The organism is Halostagnicola alkaliphila, from assembly GCF_055379965.1.
Genome location: NZ_AP043826.1, coordinates 3,189,576 through 3,209,982, shown reverse-complemented (window position 1 = coordinate 3,209,982; position 20,407 = coordinate 3,189,576). Strand labels below are relative to the sequence as shown.

Genomic DNA, 20,407 nt, shown 5'->3' with positions numbered 1-20,407 from the left:
GGGTTCCACGACCGGTCGGCTCGGAAATCCGTTGGTCCGAACTGTCATCGATCGAGCGCCAACCGAACCGTCACCGACCGAGCGCTAACCAATCCGTCACTGCTCGAGCGCTAATCGAACCGCGTCCGCGAGCGTGCTCACTCGAGTGATGTGTTCGTAGGTTTCCTCCCGGACGCCGTTTGTCACGTACGAGAAGGCGACGTTTCGCTCGGGGTCGGCCCAGCCGACGCTACTGCCCAGCCCGGCGTGGCCGAACACCCGCGAGGGAGTGAGTGATCCGAACGGATCCGCGCTGGTTCCGCCCTTCCAGACGCCGAGGCCGTACCGCGATGGCCGGTGAAGCGTGCCGTCCTCGTCCGTCGCGGCCCAGAGCGTCGTCATCGCCTCGACGATGTCTGGCTCGAGGACGCGTGTTCCGTCGAGTTCGCCGCCGTTCGCGAGACAAGCGTAGAAACGAGCCATGTCCCGAGCCGTGCCGATCCCGTTCGCGGCGGGGATCACGGATCGATGGATCGCCTCGTCGTTGAACGACTCCGCGACTTCGGCGTGATCGCCCAGTCCTTCCTCGAGTTCGCGACAGCTATCGAACGGGGCAAAACCAGTGAGCGTCGCGACCGAATCGTCCTCGTCGTCTCGGAGTCCGATTCCGGTATCGTCCATCTCGAGCGGCTCGAAGACCCGATCGGCAGCGACGGCCTCGATCGGCCGACCAGAGACTCGCCTGACGAGTTCGCCGACGAGCCAACCGAAGGTTAACGAGTGGTAGGCCGGTTGTGTGCCGGGAGCGAAGACCGGTTCCATCCCCTCGAGGACCTCGATGACGGCGTCCCAGTCGCCCCAGAGATCGGGACGCCGATCGATTTCGCCGTAGGGAAGCCCCGCCGTGTGGCTGAGGATTTGCCGGACGGTTATCGTCGCCTTCGCCGACCCCTCCTCGGCGAACGACGGCCAGTGGTCGACGACGGGGTCGTCGTGTGCGAGCTCCCCGTCGTCGACGAGGGCGTGCAACGCCGTCGCGGCGTACGGTTTCGTACACGAGAACAGGACGTGGCGCGTTTCCGGCGTCGTCGGTTCGACATCGTCCGGCGCGTTCCCGTCGAGTCCCATCACTCCGCCGGCGAGGTCGATCTCGAGTCGGCCGTCGACGTACACCGCACACTGTGCACCGTGGTGGAGGCCGACCTCGAGCTGTCTGTCGAAGAGTTCCCCGATCCGCTGTCGATCCCCCTCGCTCAATCGTGACATATCATCGACTCAACTGGCAATTTCATAACTATTCCTATCCAAGATGTCCGGTACCGACTCGTCTATGCACACAGACGCCTCACTTCTGTCCGCTCCGACCGCCGAATCGACGTATCGCGACGTAAACGGCGTTCGACTACACGTCGTCGCGGCAGGCGACGAAGCCGATCCGCTGGTCGTCTTGCTTCACGGGTTTCCCGAGTTCTTCTACGGCTGGCGCGAGCAGATCGAGCCGCTGGTCGAGGCGGGGTATCGCGTGCTCGTTCCGGACCAGCGCGGCTACAATCTGAGCGAGAAACCCGACGGGGTCCGGGCGTACAGAAAGAGCGAACTCGCCCGCGACGTCGTCGAGCTCGTTCAGAGCGAGGGCCGCGACTCGGCCCACGTCGTCGGCCACGACTGGGGAGCGGCGGTCGCCTGGGAGCTCGCGCTTCGCTATCCGTCAACCGTGGATCGCCTCGGGATCGTCAACGTCCCCCATCCGTCCGTTCTCCGGCATCACCTCCTGCGCAACCCCTCCCAGCTACGCAAGAGTTGGTACGTCTTTTACTTCCAGCTCCCGCGGATTCCCGAGTGGTCTTCCAGCCGGAACGACTTCGAATACTTCGTGCGAGCGTTGCGAGCGAACGCGTCGCCGGGAACGTTCACCGACGACGACCTCGAGCGCTACCGCGCCGCGTGGAGCCAACCGGGCGCGCTGACGGCGACGATCAACTGGTACCGCGCCGCGGTCCGCCACGCCGCCTCGCCGCCCCGCGAAATCGTCTCCGCTCCGACGCTTATCGCGTGGGGTGAGCAGGACTTCGCGCTCGAGCCCGAGATGGCTCCCGAGAGCATCGCCTACTGCGACGACGGCCGTCTCGAGCGGTTCCCCGAAATCGGCCACTGGGTCCCCCACGAGAAGCCGGCGGCGGTTACGGAGTTGCTCCTCGAGCATCTTTCTGAGTAGGGTATACTATTCTCCTATGGAGCAAATATATACGTCAGGCAGTCGAATGCGAATACAACCCTCATGCCAGATGTTGGATATCCGAACGATGCGAACGCCGTCGAAGAAGAACGAGAACGGTGGGATCGGGATCGTTCGACCCGCGACCGTGTGTACGAAACGGTGATTCAGCTCTCCGATCCGGCGACCGCGGAAGCCGTCGCCGAGCGCGCTCGGTGTTCGGAGGGTGCCGCGCGGGAACACCTCGAGTGGTTCGAGGAACGAGGGATCGTCGAACCGCTTGAGGGGCGTCCCAAGCGCTATCGACGGAACGACGCGTATTTCGAGTGGTCCCGAGCCAACGAGCTTCGGCGAGAACACAGCGGCGCCGAACTCGAGCAGCTCCTCGGCACCCTCGTCGAGGAAGAACGGACGTATCGCGAACGGTATGACGTCGATGGGCCCGACCAGATCGACGCACTCGAGGAAGGAGGGTACGACGACCTCGAGAGGGTGTGGGAAGATATCGGCGAGTGGAAGTCGATACGTCGAGATATCCGCGTCGTCGAACGGGCTCGCAAGGATCGAGAGGCCGTCGATGGCACCATGAGTCACGGATGAGCGGCGATGACGAAACCGACACGGGACCGATCGACATCGACGCCCTTCGAATCGTTCGCCGTCGATTATCTCGGGACGACCGGTTCCAGCGCGTCGAATTCGAACCGTCTTCGGACAGAATCCGGAATCTGGTTGCTCGGTATGATCGGTCGCTCTTCCCCGACCGTATTCAAAGCGCGCGACTCGAGATACGATGGTACGTCGGCGGTGATTTCTCGGTGCACTATCTCGAGGAGCCGACGGACGGAACTCGGTGGGACTGTCGCTGGGATCGACACCCGAAGCCTGTTGGTCGAACACACTTTCATCCGCCGCCGGATGCGGGTCGTGCGGTTGAGGCCGAACTTCCGACCGACTACCGCGACGTTCTCTCGATCGTGCTGGCGTACGTTTCGGAGCGAATCGATACCCTCTGGGCCGATTCGTCCTGATTTTCGTTCCTCCCATTTGACTTCCGTAATCGACCGACGTTTTTAGCCCCCGCGACCAAACACCCGCTATGGACCGCAAGGAATTTCGCGACCTCGCGTCGCCAGCAGCGGCGCGCGAGGCCATCGACTCGCTATCGCTCGAGGGCGGCGTCGAACGGGTACCGCTCGAGGAGGCTCGCGGCCGCGTGCTCCTCGCACGGATCGACGCCGAACTCGACGTTCCAGGCTTCGATCGGTCGAACATGGACGGCTACGCGCTCCGTGCGCGGGACACGTTCGGCGCGGACGAAGCCGACCCGGCCCGACTCGAACTCGTCGGGGCGGTACACGCGGGCGAGGAACCCGACGTGACCGTCGGCGAGGGGGAAGTCGTCGAAATCTCGACCGGCGCGGTGATGCCCGACGGTGCCGACGCGATGGTTCCCGTCGAGCGGACGGACGAGGCGAGTTCGGGGGGTGGCGGCGACGACGGCGATGCCGCGGCTACCGCTTCCGAAGTGCTCGTCCGAACGAGCGTCGCGCCCGGCGACAACGTGATGTTCGCGGGTGCGGACGTGGCCGCGGGCGAACGGGCGCTCGGGCCCGGAACACGACTGACGCCGCGGGATATCGGCCTCCTTTCCGCGCTCGGGCGCGAGGAAGTCCCGGTCCGGGCGAAGCCTCGAGTCGGCATCGTCTCGACCGGCGACGAACTCGTCAGGCCGGGCGAAAGCGTCGAAAGCGCTCGTGGCGAGATCTACGACGTGAACAGCTACACCGTCGCCGCAGGTGTCGAAGACGCCGGTGGAGAGCCCGTTCTCTACCCCCACGCGGGCGACGACCAAGCGGAGATGGAGCGCGTGCTTCGCGAGGCGGCTGCCGAATGCGACCTCGTTCTCTCCTCCGGGTCGACGAGCGCGAGCGCCGTCGACGTCATCTACCGCGTGATCGAAGAACAGGGTGAACTACTCCTCCACGGCGTCGGCGTCAAGCCCGGCAAACCGATGCTGGTGGGCCGACTCGAGGACGCCGGACCGCGCTCTGGCGACTTGGAAGGTGGGTCGAACCCGTCCGCCGGTGAATCGGCCTACGTCGGACTCCCCGGCTATCCCGTCTCCGCGATGATGGTCTTCCGGACGTTCGTCGCGCCGGCGATTCGCGATGCCGCGGGCGTTCCGGAGCCGGCCAGCGCGATCGTTTCCGGGTCGATGGCGACCGAAGAGCGCTCCGAGCAGGGGCGACTCCGACTGATGCCCGTCGGCGTCACGACCGACGGAGACGGCGAGCGCCTCGTCTACCCCGTCGACAAGGGAAGCGGCGCGACGACGAGTCTCTCCGAGGCCGACGGCGTCGTCGAGGTCCCAGCGGACACGGACTACCTCGAGGCCGGCGAACCTGTTACCGTCCAGCTCTTTTCGCCGGACGTTCGGCCGCCGACCCTGTTAGGCGTCGGCGAGGACGACCCGACGCTCAATCGCCTGCTCGACGACCTCGAGCACCCCCGATATCTCTCGGTCGGCACTCGACCGGGGCTCAGACGCCTTCGAAACGGCGTCCCGGATTTCGCCGTCGCCGCCGGACCGCTCGAGCGAGACGTCGACGCGTCCGAACTCGGCCGCTGGACCCGCGAGTGGGGATTGATCGTCGACCCGGGCAATCCGCGGGAGATCGAGGAACTGTCGGACCTCGTCGATCGAGAGATCGCGTTCGTCAATCGGACGTCCGACTCGGGACTTCGGACGAGTCTCGAGCGTGCGATCGACGGCCTCGCCGACGAACGCGACGCGTCGCGGGGCGAACTCGTCGAGTCGATCGACGGCTTCGACCTCGGGCTTCGAGCCCACGAGAGCCCGGCTCGGCGCGTAATCGGCGGTTCGGCAGACGCTGCCGTCGGCCTTCGCGAGACGGCCGAACATCTCGACCTCGAGTTCGTTTCCCTGGGAGAACAACCCGTTCGCGTGCTGGGTAATCCGGATCGACTCGAAAAGCCCGGCATTCGCGCGCTCGTCGACCGACTCGAGGAGTAAAACGGCCGAACTGCTCAGGGACGGATTCGACGCTGGTCGAACTACATCCCCAGTCTGAACAGTTCGTGTTCGGTGTCGTTCACAGTATCGCCGAAAACCGTTCCAGAAGACTGTCAGTGCGTTCGGAATAGGAGTTTTACCGCTCTCTGCTGTACCAGTAGTGATGTCGACGATTGCCGAGTTCCGTTTCCCAGCGACGGAGACGATGCTCGCAAACACGTTCGAACGAGTCCCAGACGTTCGCTTCGAGCTCGAGTCATCCGTCTCGCAGAACCGTCCTTGTTTGTGGGTTATCGGAACCGATCCCGCAAATATCGAAGGGGCGTTCGACGCCGATCCGGCTGTCGAACGGTTCGAGCACCTCGTCACGGCGGGAGACCGACTCCTCTACGACGTCACCTTCGCCGGAACGGAACCCATATTATCCGACGAATTTCTCGAGGCGAGTTGCTCGCTACTGGCAGTCTGGGGGGTCGACGGCTGGTGGCAAGCCAGAGTTCGCGTACAGGATCGGGACGACCTCTGGGCGATCAGAGATCGGCTCCTCGAGGAGGACGTTACCGCCGACTTGCGACGGGTAACCGATGTCACCTCGGAAACGACGCGGGACACCCGACTCACGCCGGAACAACAGGAGGCGCTCGAGGCTGCACTCGAGGAGGGGTACTTCGAGATTCCCCGCCAGATTTCGATGGAAGAACTCGCCGAAACGTTGGATATCTCCCATCAGGCGCTCTCCGAACGATTGCGACGGGCCTACGAGACGCTGGTCAACGAAGAACTTCAGCCCGCGGGCGAGCCGCCAACCTCGAATCAGTGACCGATCGGGGGAGAGTCCGAGCAGAATCAGGGTAGGAACACCGATCGAGTATCAAAACAGTTCGTCGAACGACTGGACTCGATAGTCACCTAGCACGCACTGTCCGCGCCGGTCGTGGCCGACGCGTTCGACGTGAATCGCGTCGAGCCCGGCGTTCCAGGCCGCGCCCACGTCGTTCGCGCCGTCGCCCGCGAGGACTCCCTGGTGGCCGTTTTTCGCGACCCCGAGCTCGTTCATAACTTGTTCGACCGGCGTCGGGTCCGGTTTCCACCCCGTTTGTTCGGTGCAACTGAGGGTCGTGTCGAACCAGTCCGCGATCCCCACGTGTTCGAGGACCGGTTCGGCGAGAAACTCCTGACAGTGCGTGACCAGGCCTACCGGTTCCTCGAGTTCGGCGACGAACTCGGCGTCCTCGTGGAGGTAGGTCTGCTCGGCCCGGACGAGCGGATCTTCCTCGGCGTGGAACGCCTGCCAGAACGCCGTCGGTTCGATCCCCCACTCCATCAGCTGTCGATCGCGAGAGCCGGTCAGCCCGCTCCAGATGATGTCCGCCTCTTTGTCGGTAAACTCGCGGCCGATGCTATCGCCGACGCGATCGAAGACGTCGCGGGTGTAGGACCACTCCACGTCGACCAGCGTCCCGTCGAGATCGAGCAGCCAGAAATCGTATTCGGAGACCATCTGGACGGTGTCCTACGAGACTCTCGAGTAAGAGTTTGTCGCACGCACGGACTGGTCGGAAAACTCACGTGCAGTTCGATAGCGGTGAACTGGTGTACCCGCGTCTCGAGCGGTCACGAATCGATCTCCTCGACTCGGATACTCGAGCCGAGGTACTTCGAAAGGACTTCCGAGACGTTCTCGGCCTTGAACGCCTCGAGGTCCGCTGCGATTTCCTCTTTCAGCGCCTCGAAATAGGCCTCGTCGGTCTGCAGTTCGCGGAAGGCTACGCTCTCGACTTCGACCGGTCGCTCGAGCCACTCCTCGGCGAGTTGGCGTCCGTATTTCTGATCCGAGAGTTCGCCGCGCCAGAGCGCGTCTCGAAAAAAGCGCCAGCCGTCGGTTCCTGGCTCCGGAGCTTCGAGCGATAGCATCGCCTCGACCGTCGACGGTTCGAGTGAGACGTCGGACCGGTCGGGTTCGAGGCGGAGTCGAACGCGGAAGATGTAGTTGGCGTTCATCCGTTGATTCTCGGTCCGGATTGCAGTGGTCGTCTCCTCGACTAACTCACGCCGACTGTTCGGATTCGATCAGTTCGGCCATCTCGATATCCGCGTCCGTGATTCCGCCCTCCTCGTGGCTCGTCAACCGCACCTCGAGTTCCTCGTACCTGATGATGATCTCGGGGTGGTGGAACTGCGATTCGGCGATTTCGCCGACCATCTGGGCGGCGCTGACGCCGTCGAGGTAGTCGTCGAACTCGTAGACGCGGACGATTTCGTCGTCCTCGCGATCCCACTCCTCGGGGAGTTGTTCGCTGATCTCATCGTCGGATAGGAGGTCGGCCATAGGTGATGAGACGGAACGCAGTTAAATAATGGTTGTGCCAACCCGACGAGCGGAAGGAAAAAACCGTTCATACGGTTTACTGTAAGTCATTTCCGGCACAACCGCAGGACTGAACGCGGTTGCAACGGTTGACTCGCTTCGCTCCTCCACCGAGACTCGTCTCACACGGTTCGACTCACCACCGGTAAATCGGTACAGTAATCCGTATCAGTCGTCGTCCGCTGCCCCGACCGCTTCCGGAGGGGCGTTCCCGAACAGGGATTGTGGCGTCCCGTCGTGTTCTCGTTCGCCCGATCCAAAGTCGGGGTCGAACAGCCCTAATGCGGTGTTGATCGTGCGCCAGTCGTCCTCTTCGGCGGCCGCTCGAAGGCTCTTGGTCGGGGGCGCAAGTAGTTGGCTCACCAGCGAATCGGCCATCGATTCGATGATCTCACGCTGCTCGTCGCTTAGCCCCTCTCCGTCCTCGTCCTCGAGTCTCGAGACGGCCGTCTCGAGTTCTCGGGCCTTGATCCGCTCTGCGGACTCGTACATCGTCCCGATCACGTCGTCGGCGCGAGCTCGCTTGTACTGACTCCGGAGGTGGTCGAACTCTCGCTCGATCATCGCCTCGACCGCCGAGGCGGCCTCGGCGCGCTGGTCGCGGGTTCGCTCGGTCACGGTCTCGAGGTCGTCGAGATCGAAGACCGTCACCGACTCGTGTGCGCTCGCCTCGGGACGGACGTCGCGTGGCTGTCCGAGGTCGACGACGATCTGGTCTCGATCGCCGAGCTGTTCTCTCCCGAGGATCGGATCGTCGCTGCTGGTCGCGGTAACGACGACGGTCGCTCGTTCGGTGACGGTCTCGAGCGAACCGAGGGGGACGGCGCGCCCGTCGATGTCGATTTCTTCGAGCAGGTGCTCCGCGTGGGAAACGGTCCGGTTCGCGACGACGAGTTCCGCAATGCCGGTTTCTGCGAGGCTCCGGGCGGCGAGTTGTCCCATCTCACCGGCTCCGACCACGAGCGCGGTCGTTCCGTCGAGCGAGCGCTCTCTGGTCGCGAGTCTGGCCGCCGCCGAGCCCAGCGAGACGACGCCTTCGTTGATCTTCGTCTCCGTTCGCGCGCGTTCGCCGACGTGAATCGCCTTCGTCACGGCCATCTCGAGGAGGGGACCGATGCCGCCGGCGGTTCGGGCGTCCTCGTAGGCCGTCCGAACCTGTCCGATGATCTGGTCCTCGCCGAGGACGACCGACTCGAGGCCGGTCGAGACTCGAAGCAGATGTTTGAGACTTTCCTCGTGGTCCGTCCTGACGAGCGCGTCCTCGTCGGTTTCGCTGAAGAATTCCTCGAGTGTCGCCTGGCCGACTGCGCTGTCTCCCGTGACGACGTAGGCCTCGACGCGGTTACAGGTCGAGAGAACGATCGCCTCTTCGACCTCCGGTATCGAGAGAAAATCGGCGACACTGGAGCGTTGGCTCTCGGGACTTGCCGTTGCAAGATCGTCGACGGTCCCGCTTTCGTGGGTTACTCGTGCGCCGGTGACGACACCTGCCGGCATCATCACGGCTCACCTCCTGTTGCGCATTCCTCGTCCAGCACGTCCTCAATCACTTGCCCATAGTTCGAAGTGCCAGTACGTAAAGCTGTCCAAGTGGACGAAGAATTGACGACGTTCGAGACGATGGTTCGTCGTCGGTCGGCCGGAACCTCCCGAGCTTTGAGTTCTGCTCGCAACTCGCCGAGGACGGTCGCCATCTCGCTTGCACCCTTGAGCGTCCCCTCCAGCTCTTGCCGGAGATACTTGCTCAGGACGGGTGCGGTTCCACCCGTCGAAATCGAGACGACGACCTGATCGTCTCGAACCGTCGCGGGGACGACCACGCTTCCGGGTTCGCGCTCGCCGGAGCGGTCCGCTCGGTTGACCAGAATCCCCCGGTCGCGGGCCATCTCGACGACGGCTTCGTTGACGGTCTCGTCGTCGGTCGCGGCGACGACTAAGGCGGGGTCGACCCGCTTGAGCCACTCCTCGATCTCGTCGGGCTCCGGTGCGGCGCGGACCAGTTCGACACTCCCTGTCGTGTCGTCGTCGCTCTGGCACCTAATTTCGTCGTCGATCCCTCCGTCGGCCTCTTCGTGCGAGCCTCTAAACGATTCGTCGACGAATTCGGGACTCACGACGGTAACGTCGGCTTCTCTGGCGAACCGACGGGATTTGCGCGCCCCGACGGGTCCGCCGCCGAAAACGAGTACGGGAGCGTTCGTAAAGTCGTGTAACAGTGGAATCATCGATATGTGGGTTGGTAACTGTTTTCGCGCGTTGCCTACTGGGTCGTCGTGTTCGCGTCTGCGCGTTCGGCCAGCCGAATGCCGGTCTTTTTGAGGATCTCCGTCGAAAACAGGGAATCCCAGTCGTCCTCCTCGACCGCCCAGTGTTCGCTCATCGTCTCCCTGACCTGTTCGATTCGGCGTTGGCTCTCCGCTTCGCTTCGACCGTGGGTCATCGCGAAGAAGTTGTACGGCCAGACGTCGTCGTGGCGTGGCCGTTCGTAACAGTGGGTGACGAACGACAGGCTCGCCACTTCGGGACCGACGGTCGAAACGAGGTCGTCCGGTACGTCCCAGACGGTCATCCCGTTTTCCGTGTAACCCAGTTTGTAGTGGTTCGGAACCACGCCGATTCGGCGTATCTTCCCCTCGAGGTCGAACCGTTTGACCGTCTCGAGCACCCAGCACGTCTCCTGGCCAATTGTTTCGGCCACATCGGCGTACGGCGTTTCCGTGAGTGGGAGGCCGTCTTGTACCTCGAGGAGCAGATCCCGTTCATCTGGCGAAAGCGTTTCCCGATCGGTTGGCGTCACGTCGGGACCGAGTTCGGAGCAGTTGACACCCGCGGATGCGGTATTCGCGGCTGTCTCGCTCGAGTCGTCTGCACTCGTGCCGAACGGTCCGTCGACGTAGAACTTCGCTTCGACGCGGAACTCCTGTTGTTTCGGGAGGTTGTAGGTCTCCTGCCCGGTTTCGGCTTCGATTTCGGAGAGCACCTCCTCCACACGGTCCTCGTCGGCAACACTAACGACAAACCACACGTTGAGGTGCGGATGCTCGCGTCGGTAGTTGTGGGCGACCTCGCGGTGATCGTTGACGGCCTCGACGACCTCTTCGAACCGATCTTCCGGAGCGTGCATCGCAACGAGCGTCGCCGCGCCGCCGATCTCCTGGGCGTTGACCAGCGGTCCGAACCGCGAGAGCACGCCGCGCTCGTCTAGGTCTCGAATCGTCTCGAGCAGTTCGTCGGCGGTGATATCGACGCCTCGTTCACTCATCGCGTTCGCGGCCGGCTCGAACGGTCGTTCCGTGACCGGAAACCCGCCCTGAAACGCGTTCACGATAGCGCGTTCGTACTCCGTCAGATCGACGCCCGAAGCCGCGTTCATGTTGGTTCGTCAGGAGTCGCGTCACATAAGCGAATCGGGACTGCAGTCGATCCGTTGGCAACGAAGCTAGTCGCCTTCGACGCCGGTCACGTCGAACCCGAGGTCGCGAACGTCCTCGAGGATCGCCTCGTGATCCGCGGTCGCCTCGTAGTAGATGACAATATCGAAGCTTCCGTTCCGCAGGAGCTGTTGGCACTCCCAGACGAACTCCTCGTCCTCGAGGGTCAGTCCCTGATGCTGGTTCGAGGAGAAGTCGGTGTCGTCGTTCCCCGAGTAGACGTAGCAGTCGGTCGGGTCGTGGCCCGCGTGCTCGGCGATGATGTCGCCGACGTCGATCGTCGCCTGCATCATCTTTACGTCTTCTTGCCCGTCGTACTCGGTGTGAACGACGGTTGCGTTGAGTTCGATATCGCCGGGCTCGAGCAGTGCCTTCGTCCGCTGGTAGAGGTCGTCGTCGATCGCGTCTGCCATTGACGGAGACGAGCCCCCGGGGACTCATAGCCGTCACGGTTCGACGTCCAGTACTCTCGTGATCGTCCGATTTTCTCTCCGAGCGTTCGACCACCCCATATAATAGTTTCTACACATATCATTGGTTCCAACTACCACACAAGACACATAGTGATTCGTCTCGTCACAATAGACGATGAAGCGGTGGCTTCGCCGACGTGTCGACTGGGCTTACGAGCAGCTTCTCTCTCGAGAAATCTCCGGTGCTCCGACCCACGTCGCCGTTATTCAAGACGGTAACAGACGCTACGCGCGACGCCAAGGCGGCGACGCACCCGACGGGCACCGCGCCGGCGCGGAAACGACCGAACAGGTCCTCGAGTGGTGCCAGGATATTGGGGTCGAGGAACTTACCCTCTATACGTTTTCGACTGAGAACTTCAACCGTCCCGACGAGGAAAACGAGGAACTGTTCGATCTCCTCTGTAAGAAACTTCACGAGTTCGCCGACGCCGACCGCGTTCACGAAAACGAGGTTTGTATCCGCATTATCGGCGACGTAGACCGGCTTCCGGACCGGGTTCGGGAATCGGTCGACTACGCGGAGAACCGGACTCGCGGCTACGACTCGTTCGTCCTCAACATCGCACTCGCCTACGGCGGCCGTTCGGAACTGCTCTGTGCCGCCAGAAGCGTCGCTCGAGACGTCGACGACGGCGAACTTGATTCCGAAGAGATCGACGTCGAGACGATCGAATCGCGACTCTACGACCGGTCCGTCAGGGACGTCGATCTGATCATCAGAACCGGCGGCGACGAGCGAACCTCGAACTTCCTGCCCTGGCACGCCAACGGTAACGAGGCCGCGGTTTTCTTCTGTACGCCCTATTGGCCGGAGTTTTCGAAACCCGACTTCCTCCGGGGAATCCGCACTTACGAACACCGCGAGGCTTCCTGGCGTCGCACCCGCGCTCGCCGTGCGCTCGCGCTTCTCGGCGCGGTCAGCGAACCCGAACTCTCGGAGGCGAAAGCGGTCGTCGATCGGTTCCGCGACTCGCTCCCCACCGGCGAACAGCCCGAGGAGGGCGATGATGAGGATCTCGAGGGGCTCGAGACGGGCCGGCAGGCGGCGGACTAGATCAGGGGTCGGCTTCGAACTCGCGGCGATTCGGAGTGTCCGGGTTCCACTGTTCGGGCTCGAGTCGAAACGTTGAATCACCAACACACGAAACGATCGGACAGAATGGACCGCCGACTCTTCGCGATCGGACTCGCGGCGATTCTCCTCGGCGTCGCCGGACTGGGATATCTCCTCGTAACCGGCGTATTACAGCACCCGAGTGACGCCGCCGAGCAGTACGAAACGGTTGATTTCGTGCTCATCGGCGGCTCGTTTATGTCGGTGACTATCGGCGTCTTATTGACGTTTCGTTCGTACGTTGAACTCGATTCCGAGTCGCCCTCGAAGAACTGATCGCTTGGCGCAGCTTTTCGAACTCCCGGGCTCGAGCACCGATTTCACGTTTTTCGAACCCCAAATCTGAAGGGTTATACGGTCTGCTATAACGGTTATACGGTCTGCTGTAATTGTTTACCGCCGCACCTGCGACCCGCCTGCGGGTGCGCCGGTTCTGACTTACGGTAGTCCGGATTACTCTCCGAACCGTCGCGACCGATTGCGGAACTCTCGAACCGCACGGAGGAAGTCTCGCTTGCGGAAGTCGCGCCAGTTGACGTCGGTAAAGTACAGCTCCGAATAGACCGACTGCCAGATCATGAAATCCGAGAGCCGTTCGGCGCCGGTCTTGATGACGAGATCGGGTTCGGACGGAAATATCAGATGTTCTTCGACGGCCTCGTCGTCGATCTCCTCGGGCTCGAGTTCGCCGTCGTCGACGCTGGTCGCGAGGGTTCGAATAGCGCTGGTAAACTCGTGTTTGCCACCGAGTCCGATTCCGATCTGAATCGGCGCATCTGCCGGTCTCTCATCGTCCGGCCCGCGGACTGCACTTTCTCGGGGCGTCTCGACCGTCTCGAGGTCGCTGCGCAGTGTCGGTACTGCCGCCGCGTCGAGGACGCTGACGTACACCGTCACGCGGCTCGCGTACTCGAACGCCCACCCGAAGAAGTCGGTGAGCGTCTCGTAGGCCCCCTCCTCGAGGAGGTCGCGTTCCGTGATGACGAGCGCGACGTGATCGGGGCCGTCGGCCTTGTAGCGGCCGATCCTGTGCGTTAGGTACCGTTCGTACAGTCCCACGGCCGTTGGTTTTTCTGCGAGACCCATACCCGTTTCGGGATCGTTCACAGACAGATTCACACTCCGGACTGCCGTCGACGGTGAAGGGGAGGTCGTCGATGGTGAGTCTATAGGTTGTCGACTCTGGGCCGTGGGGTCGGATTTCGCACGGAGATACCACAACGCTACTCGAGCCGCCCGAAACCACTATGTTAGTATAGCAGACTGTTTCTGTATGGTCCTCTCGTACGTCCTCGTCACAGTGTTGGCAATCGGTGGGTATACCGCCATCCTATCGTATTACGATCGCGAAAGCGAGACGCTGGTCGAAACGGTGTTTCGGGCCGTCCTCGTTCTGGGAATTTTGCTCGTCTCACTTCCGCTCGGCGCCCTGTTCGGTTCGGCTATCGTCTCGGCGTTTACCCAGAGCCTCCTCGCCGGATCCCTCATCCTTGCCGGCGCGGTTACCGTCGTCGCACTACTCGGTTTCGGGCTCTACACCGTCGCAGAGGGGCAATTCCCGCCTCTCGTTCGCCGCTACCTTTCGGTTGAGTAGCCCGGACGTCGGTTTGCCAGCAAATCGATCGACCGGCGTTCGTTCTACGGGTCACGATGTCCGTCCCGAGCGAAAACTCGAGAAGCAACCGCTCTACTAGTTTATTTCACTGCATACGCTGGTTCGGGAAGCTTAAAGTAAACCCCACAGAAAGGGTCGGGTACCGTGACAGCACCCGTCTGGCGAGCTGGCGCATTCGCAGTGCTTTCGACGCTTTCGCTCGTCCTTCCGCTCTTCGGGCCGGAACCCGCGCTCCTGCTCGCTGCGGTGTTGATTCTGGGCGCGCTCATCGTCACCGATGGCCGCCTGTTCGATCTCCTCGCATACCCCGACGATTACGAAGACGGTCGTCTCTACGGCGTGATCGCCTTCGTCTTCGGCGCGGGCATTCTCGGCTTGTTTACCACGGCGTTCTCGATGCCCGTTTTCGTGCTAGTGGGAACGATCTTCCTCGTCGGCTACGGGAACCTCGCGGAGCGCCTCGCCCGACAGCGATTCGAGCACGGCGTCCGATCCGTCGCCGCGTTCTGCGTTGGCGGTGCCGTCGCCGGCGTTATCGGTCAGATTGCGACGCTCACCATCCTCGGCGATTCGCTCGAGTCCGCACTGCCTGCGGTCCTCTTTCTGGCCGCGAGCGGTGTCCTGCTCGCCGCCCTCTTGCGAGACGTGCTTTTGTTGTACGACGACCCGGTAATCATGCTCTCGGTCGGATTGCTCCTCTGGTTGCTCGCCGAACTCGAGACGGCCATCGGCCCGGTCGAAATCCTCGCCGCACTCGCGGTGACGATCGCGCTCGGGTACGTTTCCTACGCGCTCGAGACGGCGTCGATCGCGGGAATGCTGACCGGCGTCTTGCTCGGCCTGCTGACGATCGTTCTCGGCGGGTACGGCTGGTTCGTCGTCCTCATCTCCTTCTTTGCGATCGGCGGGCTTTCGACGAAGTTCCGATACGACGAAAAGGAAACCCGCGGCGTCGCCGAAGAGAACGACGGTGCGCGAGGAAGCGGGAACGTGCTCGGCAACGCCGCCGTGGGATTAGTAGCGGTTCTCGCCTACGCGGCGAGTTCGGCCGGTATGATCCCCCGCGAACCCGAACTGTTTCTCTTCGCCTTCGCGGGCTCGGTCGCGGCCGCGATGAGCGATACCCTCTCGAGTGAGATCGGAAGCGTGTTCGATAAACCGCTGTTGATCACGACGCTCGAGCCGGTCGATCCCGGAACCGACGGCGGAATCACCTGGCAGGGGACCGTTGCGGGATTCGTCGGTGCGACCATCGTCGCAGTTCTCTCCTACGGCTTTTTCGCCGAAGTCGGCCTGCTCGGCGCGGCGATCATCGCGACGGCGGGATTCGCCGGCATGATCGTCGACAGTATCCTCGGCGCGACGCTCGAGGGGTCCTCGCTCGGCAACCAGGGCGTGAACTTTCTGGCGACGCTCTCCGGGGCGATCCTCTGTGCGTTACTCGTGCTTTCGTTGGCGGCCCTCAGCTAAAACCGAGAGTTGGAACCGTTCAACCGTGGTCTCCTACGACCGTTCCGGCGGCTCCTCGGCGATTTCGTCGATGGCGTGGATCCGGACTGCGGTCGGTCGCTTGGTGAACTGGCCGAACGAGCGGGCGACGATTCGATCGACGCCCGCGTCGGTCGCGAGATCGAGGAGCCGTTGTCCCAGAATCGCGTCGAGAACGATCGTTGCGGGTTCGCCCTCGAGGCTTTCCAGCGCTTCGTACGCTTCGCTCGCGGCGGTGTTCTCGAGAACGGCCCCGTCTTCGTCGAGGAATCGAACGCTGTCGGTCCGCTCACGGATCCCCTCGTTTGCGTGTTCGTAGACGGTTTTCGGGTCGGTGGACGTTTCCGAGTCACCGGACGGTTCCGGATCACCGGCCGTATCGACCGAACCGCTCTGAGTGGGTCCCGTCGATCCGGCTGCCGTCGTACCCGATCCCGACGCGTCTTTCCCTGCCGTCTCGGTTCCCTCCGCCCCGAGATCTTTCGTAGCCGCTCCGTCACTTCTCGCCGAGCCAGCGCCGTCGGGTGCCGTCGTGCTAGTCTCGATTCCGCTTTCGGATTCGACACCGCTCGAAGCGCCGGCCGCTCGACTCGAGTTTTTCGCTCGCCCGGCGGTGTCCTCGAGTGGCGCCGTTTCGGTCGTGCTCGTCATCGGCGGCGACGGCTTTGCGCTGCCGTCAGTCGCGGCGACGGCCTCCTGTGGTTCGTTCAGTTCCGAGATGGTTTCGTAGGGGACCTTGTTCCGCAGCGCCGCGAACAGTTGATGATGGTCGAGATCCTCGACCGATTTATCGGCCGGTGCGAAGGTAACGTAGTCGACTTCGCCGACTTGCGTGAGTTCCTCGAGAATAAGGTCGCCGCCGCGGTCGCCGTCGAGGAAGGCCGTGACGGTCCGGTGGTGAGTGAGTTCCGCGACCGGTTCCGGAATGTTCGTTCCTTCCACCGCAATCGCGTTTTTCACGCCGTACTTGAGAAGCGTGAGGACATCCGAACGGCCCTCGACGACGATAATCGCGTCACTGTCCGTGACTCGCGGGCCGGCCGGTAATCCCTCGTACTCCGTGATATCTTCGACGCGGATGTGCTGGCGGACCTCCGTTAGAATTTCGTCGGAGGTCATCACGGAGTCGTCGAAGCCCGTTTGCAGCAGTTCTTTCGCCCGGTCGACGACTTCGTTTCGCTTTGCCGCCCGGACGTCTTCGATCCCGGTGATCTCGAGGGAGGATCGACACGGACCGATTCGGGTGATCGTCTCGAGTGAGGCCGCGAGCGTCGCAGTTTCGACTTTGTCGAGACTTGTCGCGATGGTTAGCGTGCCGTGTGACTGGCCGTTCGTGCTCGCGATTTCGACGTCTATGCGACCGACTTTCTGTGATTGTCTGAGGTCGCGAAGATCGAGCTCGTCGCCGAGGAGCCCTTCGGTTTGCCCGAAGATCGCACCGACGACGTCGCTACGCTCGACGACCCCTTCGGCCGTGACGTCTGCGTGGATGAGATATTTCGACGTGTCTTCCATTGGAGATCCGCCCCGCGAGAGACCTGTTCGGAGACTCGGAGACTCGTTACCTGAAATTATGTCCGACAATGGCAAATAGTTGTTGACCTCGAGCCACAGCCTACGTCTGGTCGCCTATCCGTGTTATTCTCCCACAAACCTTCCGTTCCGGTGAAATTTGGTTCATGTTGTGTCTTTCAGTAAGTCGACCAGTACCAGTACGCTGTTACGACCGTCAGCACGGAGACGCCGCCGAGGAAAAAGAGCAGCCCCGGCGGAACGCTCGAGAGTACCGCTTCCGTCGTTTCGGCTGGGTTTTCACCGAACACGTCCGCCAGTATACCGCCGTCGTCGGAACTGTCGATGTCCTCGCCGCCGTATCGCTCGTCATCGTCCGAGGCTGGCGCGTCCCCCTCTTCGTCCGCCGTCGACGCGTCGTCGTCATCGGCCCGGTCGCCAGTTCCGTCAGGGTCGTCTTGTTCTTCTTGCTGAATGCTGACATCGTCGGATTCCGCGTCCTCGGTTTCACCTTCGGTATCGTCCCCGGCGTCGGTCGTTCCGTCGTCTCCGTCACCCGCCTCCGCGTCGTCCCCATCGCCGTCTTCGGCACCACCCTCGTCATCGGATTCGGCATCGTCTCCAGCGCCGTCGCCGGCGTCTCCGGCGGCGGGCGCCGCATCGTCCTGTTGGAATCCCGAAGAAACGTACTGCTGGAGGCCGTACTGGACGAGCAAACTGCCGGCGGCGAGTGCACCAATCCCGCCGAGAAACCTCGAGAGGGCGGTTCGTAGCTTCGACGCCGTCGACTCGTCGCTCGTGACGATCAGGGGGCCGTCGGCGGTCGCGTAGACGCTCATCTCGTTTCCGCGCGAGGAGTACCAGGTGTCGACGACTTCGACGAGCCCCGCATCCTCGAGTTTCTCGAGGTGATAGCGAACGTTCTGAATCGAGGAGTCGACCGCCTCTGCGATATCGCTCGGGGTTCCCGGTTCGTCGGCCAGCGTCGAGTAAATCTCGCGCGCCGTCGAAGACGAGAGCGCGCCGAAGACGGCGTCGGCGTCCTCGTCCTCGAGGTCGACGACTCGCGGCTGTCCCTCGCTCGAGGGAGTGTCGGATCGAAGGGGGAACAGCCTGGCCATAGTGGGTTCAGATTAGGTTCTCTCGCCGACAGTTATACCCCTTTTCCTACCTGAAAACCTGATTTCACCTTGGGAAACCGCGCGACGTAACCGGGGTATAATATTGCACAAAAATATCTCTTCGATATCTACGATCGAATAGAAACAATTACCAACCTCGCTCTTCGAGAGAGCACAAATGGGTCGCGCCGAACTCGTCGGGTGGGGTATCGTGGGACTCGTTCTCGCCGTGTTCGCGATTCCGTGGTTTCTCTGGGGGAACGAAACGATCGTCGCCGGCCTGCCGCTGTGGCTCTGGTGGCACGTTGGCTGGATGTTTCTCACCGCACTCGTCTTCTGGGTCTTCACGAAGCGTGCGTGGGGAATCGGGATCGAAACCGACGTTGATGGCGCTCCGGCCGGCAACGATATTGACTCGGGTTCCGAGGGGCGGAGTGATTCGACGTGACGCTTTCGATTCAACTGGGGATCATCGTCGGCTATCTGCTCCTCGCGCTGGTGATCGGGCTTCTCGCCTACCGGGTAACCGAGCGGACGGCGGAGGATTTCTACCTGGCGAGTCGGACGGTCGGAACGGTCGTCCTCCTGTTTACGACCTTTGCAACGCTACTCTCGGCGTTTACCTTCTTCGCCGGACCCAACATGGCCTACAGGTGGGGTCCGGAGTGGATCCTCGTCATGGGATTGATGGACGGCATCATCTTCGCCATCCTCTGGTACGTCATCGGCTACAAACAGTGGCTTCTCGGCCAGCGCTACGACTACGTCACCCTCGGGGAGATGCTCGGCGATCGGTTCGCCTCGAGGCGGCTCCGCGGGCTCGTCGCCGGTATTAGTCTGATTTGGCTCTTTCCGTACGTCATGCTCCAGCAGGTCGGCGCGGGCACGGCCCTCGAGGCGCTGACCGAAGGTGCGGTCTCCTACGCGGTGGGTGCCGGGCTCATCACGCTGTTTATGATCCTCTACGTTGTCGTCGCAGGTTTTCGCGGAATCGCCTGGACGGATACGTTACAGGGCGCGTTCATGCTCGTGACGACCTGGATCGCGCTGATCTGGGTGCTCGTCGCCGTCGGCGGTCTCGAGACCGCGACGGGAACGCTCCAGAACTCACCGGAGACGTCGGAGTTCCTCGCGCTCGGAAGCGCCGACTACACGCCACAGTGGATGCTCTCGACGGCGATCACGATCGGCTTCGGCGTCGCGATGTTCCCGCAGGTCAACCAGCGTTTTTTCGTCGCGGGATCCAAGCGGGTCATCAAACGATCGTTCGCGCTCTGGCCGATCCTCTGCGTTCTGCTGTTCGTTCCCTCGTTCTTGCTCGGCGTCTGGGCGCAGGGGCTGGGCCTCGAGATGGGCGAGAGCGGGAACATTCTTCCCGTCATTTTGAGCGAGTACACCGCGGTCTGGTTCGCCGCCTTGGTCATCGCGGGCGCGATGGCTGCGATGATGTCCTCCTCCGATTCGATGTTGCTCTCCGGCTCGTCGTACTTCACTCGAGACCTCTATCGACCGTTCGTCGAGGCCGACCTCTCCGAGCGGCGCGAAGATCTGATCGCCCGCGTGGGCGTCGTCTGTTTTGCCGTCGCAACCTTCCTCGCGAGTCTTTACAACCCCGCGACGCTGTTCGAACTCGGCGACGCGGCCTTCGGCGGGTTCGCTCAGCTCGCCCTGCCGGTCATCGTCGCCCTCTACTGGCGCGGGACGACTCGAGCGGGCCTCACTGCGGGTGTTCTCGGGAGTCAGCTGTTTTACCTCTCGAGTCTGTTCGTCGGAACGATACTCGGCGCGATCGAAGTTATCACCAGCGCGAGCCAGGTCGTCCCCTACGTCGGTGAGTACCTGGCCGCGATCGGTTCCGGTCTGACGACGCTCGTGACTGTTTTATTCCCGGGAACGTATCTCGGGTGGACACCCGGCGTCGTCGGCATGCTCCTCGGGCTCGTACTGACCGTCGTCGTCTCGTGGGCCACCTCCTCGGTCGTCGAGGAGCGCAGAGCGCGGTATTTCGAGGGTCTGACTGGGGATTAAGGCCCGAACTCGAGCCAGAACCT

General features: G+C 62.6%; 22 protein-coding genes. 11 read left to right on the top strand and 11 right to left on the bottom strand.

Features of this window, described 5'->3' with window-relative positions; all coding sequences use genetic code 11:
* Window positions 1–96: 96 nt before the first annotated feature.
* Window positions 97–1,245 (bottom strand): serine hydrolase domain-containing protein, encoded by a 1,149-nt coding sequence (locus ACZ5C7_RS21465; RefSeq protein ID WP_464378292.1) that lies wholly within the window; start codon window positions 1,243–1,245, stop codon window positions 97–99.
* A 64-nt stretch (window positions 1,246–1,309) separates the two neighbouring features.
* On the opposite strand from ACZ5C7_RS21465, the gene ACZ5C7_RS21460 reads away from it, so the two are divergent.
* From ACZ5C7_RS21460 to ACZ5C7_RS21440, 5 genes are all read left to right on the top strand, one after another.
* Window positions 1,310–2,194 carry an alpha/beta fold hydrolase gene (locus ACZ5C7_RS21460; protein WP_464378291.1) on the top strand — a complete coding sequence of 295 codons (885 nt, stop codon included), beginning with the start codon at window positions 1,310–1,312 and terminating at the stop codon, window positions 2,192–2,194.
* Between the two features lie 63 nt (window positions 2,195–2,257).
* Window positions 2,258–2,794: a DUF7342 family protein gene (locus ACZ5C7_RS21455; RefSeq protein WP_464378290.1), complete on the top strand. Its 537-nt coding sequence runs from the start codon at window positions 2,258–2,260 to the stop codon at window positions 2,792–2,794.
* Window positions 2,791–3,225: a toxin-antitoxin system TumE family protein gene (locus ACZ5C7_RS21450; protein ID WP_464378289.1), complete on the top strand. Its 435-nt coding sequence runs from the start codon at window positions 2,791–2,793 to the stop codon at window positions 3,223–3,225. Before ACZ5C7_RS21455 ends, ACZ5C7_RS21450 begins: the two co-directional genes overlap by 4 nt.
* 68 nt (window positions 3,226–3,293) lie before the next feature.
* A complete protein-coding gene (locus ACZ5C7_RS21445; protein ID WP_464378288.1) occupies window positions 3,294–5,231 on the top strand; it encodes a molybdopterin biosynthesis protein in 1,938 nt (645 codons plus the stop codon).
* A 163-nt stretch (window positions 5,232–5,394) separates the two neighbouring features.
* Window positions 5,395–6,051, top strand: coding sequence for a helix-turn-helix domain-containing protein (locus ACZ5C7_RS21440; protein WP_464378287.1), 657 nt, complete (start codon window positions 5,395–5,397; stop codon window positions 6,049–6,051).
* A gap of 51 nt (window positions 6,052–6,102) precedes the next feature.
* Here ACZ5C7_RS21440 and ACZ5C7_RS21435 read toward each other — a convergent pair whose 3' ends face one another.
* The 7 genes from ACZ5C7_RS21435 to ACZ5C7_RS21405 form a co-directional block, all read right to left on the bottom strand.
* Window positions 6,103–6,732, bottom strand: coding sequence for an HAD family hydrolase (locus tag ACZ5C7_RS21435; RefSeq protein WP_464378286.1), 630 nt, complete (start codon window positions 6,730–6,732; stop codon window positions 6,103–6,105).
* Between the two features lie 113 nt (window positions 6,733–6,845).
* A complete protein-coding gene (gene lwrS / locus ACZ5C7_RS21430; protein WP_464378285.1) occupies window positions 6,846–7,232 on the bottom strand; it encodes an LWR-salt protein in 387 nt (128 codons plus the stop codon).
* Between the two features lie 46 nt (window positions 7,233–7,278).
* On the bottom strand, window positions 7,279–7,560 hold the full coding sequence (locus tag ACZ5C7_RS21425; RefSeq protein ID WP_464378284.1) for a 4a-hydroxytetrahydrobiopterin dehydratase: 282 nt from the start codon (window positions 7,558–7,560) through the stop codon (window positions 7,279–7,281).
* Between the two features lie 207 nt (window positions 7,561–7,767).
* Window positions 7,768–9,099, bottom strand: coding sequence for a glutamyl-tRNA reductase (gene hemA / locus ACZ5C7_RS21420; RefSeq protein ID WP_464378283.1), 1,332 nt, complete (start codon window positions 9,097–9,099; stop codon window positions 7,768–7,770).
* A complete protein-coding gene (locus ACZ5C7_RS21415; protein ID WP_464378282.1) occupies window positions 9,099–9,824 on the bottom strand; it encodes a precorrin-2 dehydrogenase/sirohydrochlorin ferrochelatase family protein in 726 nt (241 codons plus the stop codon). Before ACZ5C7_RS21415 ends, hemA begins: the two co-directional genes overlap by 1 nt.
* Window positions 9,825–9,859: 35 nt before the next feature.
* Window positions 9,860–10,972, bottom strand: coding sequence for a siroheme decarboxylase subunit beta (ahbB, locus tag ACZ5C7_RS21410; protein ID WP_464378281.1), 1,113 nt, complete (start codon window positions 10,970–10,972; stop codon window positions 9,860–9,862).
* Between the two features lie 66 nt (window positions 10,973–11,038).
* A complete protein-coding gene (locus tag ACZ5C7_RS21405; RefSeq protein ID WP_464378280.1) occupies window positions 11,039–11,443 on the bottom strand; it encodes a DUF5778 family protein in 405 nt (134 codons plus the stop codon).
* A gap of 175 nt (window positions 11,444–11,618) precedes the next feature.
* Between ACZ5C7_RS21405 and uppS the strand changes: the two genes are divergently transcribed.
* Window positions 11,619–12,560, top strand: a complete 942-nt coding sequence (gene uppS / locus ACZ5C7_RS21400; RefSeq protein WP_464378279.1) for a polyprenyl diphosphate synthase — start codon at window positions 11,619–11,621, stop codon at window positions 12,558–12,560.
* 105 nt (window positions 12,561–12,665) lie between these two features.
* Window positions 12,666–12,896, top strand: coding sequence for a hypothetical protein (locus ACZ5C7_RS21395; protein WP_464378278.1), 231 nt, complete (start codon window positions 12,666–12,668; stop codon window positions 12,894–12,896).
* A gap of 177 nt (window positions 12,897–13,073) precedes the next feature.
* On the opposite strand, the gene ACZ5C7_RS21390 is transcribed toward ACZ5C7_RS21395, so the two are convergent.
* Window positions 13,074–13,679: an undecaprenyl diphosphate synthase family protein gene (locus ACZ5C7_RS21390; protein ID WP_464378489.1), complete on the bottom strand. Its 606-nt coding sequence runs from the start codon at window positions 13,677–13,679 to the stop codon at window positions 13,074–13,076.
* Between the two features lie 214 nt (window positions 13,680–13,893).
* On the opposite strand from ACZ5C7_RS21390, the gene ACZ5C7_RS21385 reads away from it, so the two are divergent.
* Window positions 13,894–14,214 carry a hypothetical protein gene (locus ACZ5C7_RS21385; RefSeq protein ID WP_464378277.1) on the top strand — a complete coding sequence of 107 codons (321 nt, stop codon included), beginning with the start codon at window positions 13,894–13,896 and terminating at the stop codon, window positions 14,212–14,214.
* Between the two features lie 165 nt (window positions 14,215–14,379).
* Window positions 14,380–15,705, top strand: a complete 1,326-nt coding sequence (locus tag ACZ5C7_RS21380) for a DUF92 domain-containing protein (RefSeq protein ID WP_464378276.1) — start codon at window positions 14,380–14,382, stop codon at window positions 15,703–15,705.
* A gap of 33 nt (window positions 15,706–15,738) precedes the next feature.
* On the opposite strand, the gene dnaG is transcribed toward ACZ5C7_RS21380, so the two are convergent.
* Complete coding sequence (gene dnaG / locus ACZ5C7_RS21375; protein WP_464378275.1) at window positions 15,739–17,238, bottom strand: DNA primase DnaG; 1,500 nt, start codon at window positions 17,236–17,238, stop codon at window positions 15,739–15,741.
* 176 nt (window positions 17,239–17,414) lie between these two features.
* A complete protein-coding gene (locus ACZ5C7_RS21370) occupies window positions 17,415–18,356 on the bottom strand; it encodes an ArsR/SmtB family transcription factor (protein ID WP_464378274.1) in 942 nt (313 codons plus the stop codon).
* 178 nt (window positions 18,357–18,534) lie between these two features.
* On the opposite strand from ACZ5C7_RS21370, the gene ACZ5C7_RS21365 reads away from it, so the two are divergent.
* On the top strand, window positions 18,535–18,804 hold the full coding sequence (locus ACZ5C7_RS21365) for a DUF3311 domain-containing protein (protein ID WP_464378273.1): 270 nt from the start codon (window positions 18,535–18,537) through the stop codon (window positions 18,802–18,804).
* Complete coding sequence (locus ACZ5C7_RS21360) at window positions 18,801–20,384, top strand: sodium:solute symporter family protein (RefSeq protein WP_464378272.1); 1,584 nt, start codon at window positions 18,801–18,803, stop codon at window positions 20,382–20,384. Before ACZ5C7_RS21365 ends, ACZ5C7_RS21360 begins: the two co-directional genes overlap by 4 nt.
* Window positions 20,385–20,407: the final 23 nt, after the last annotated feature.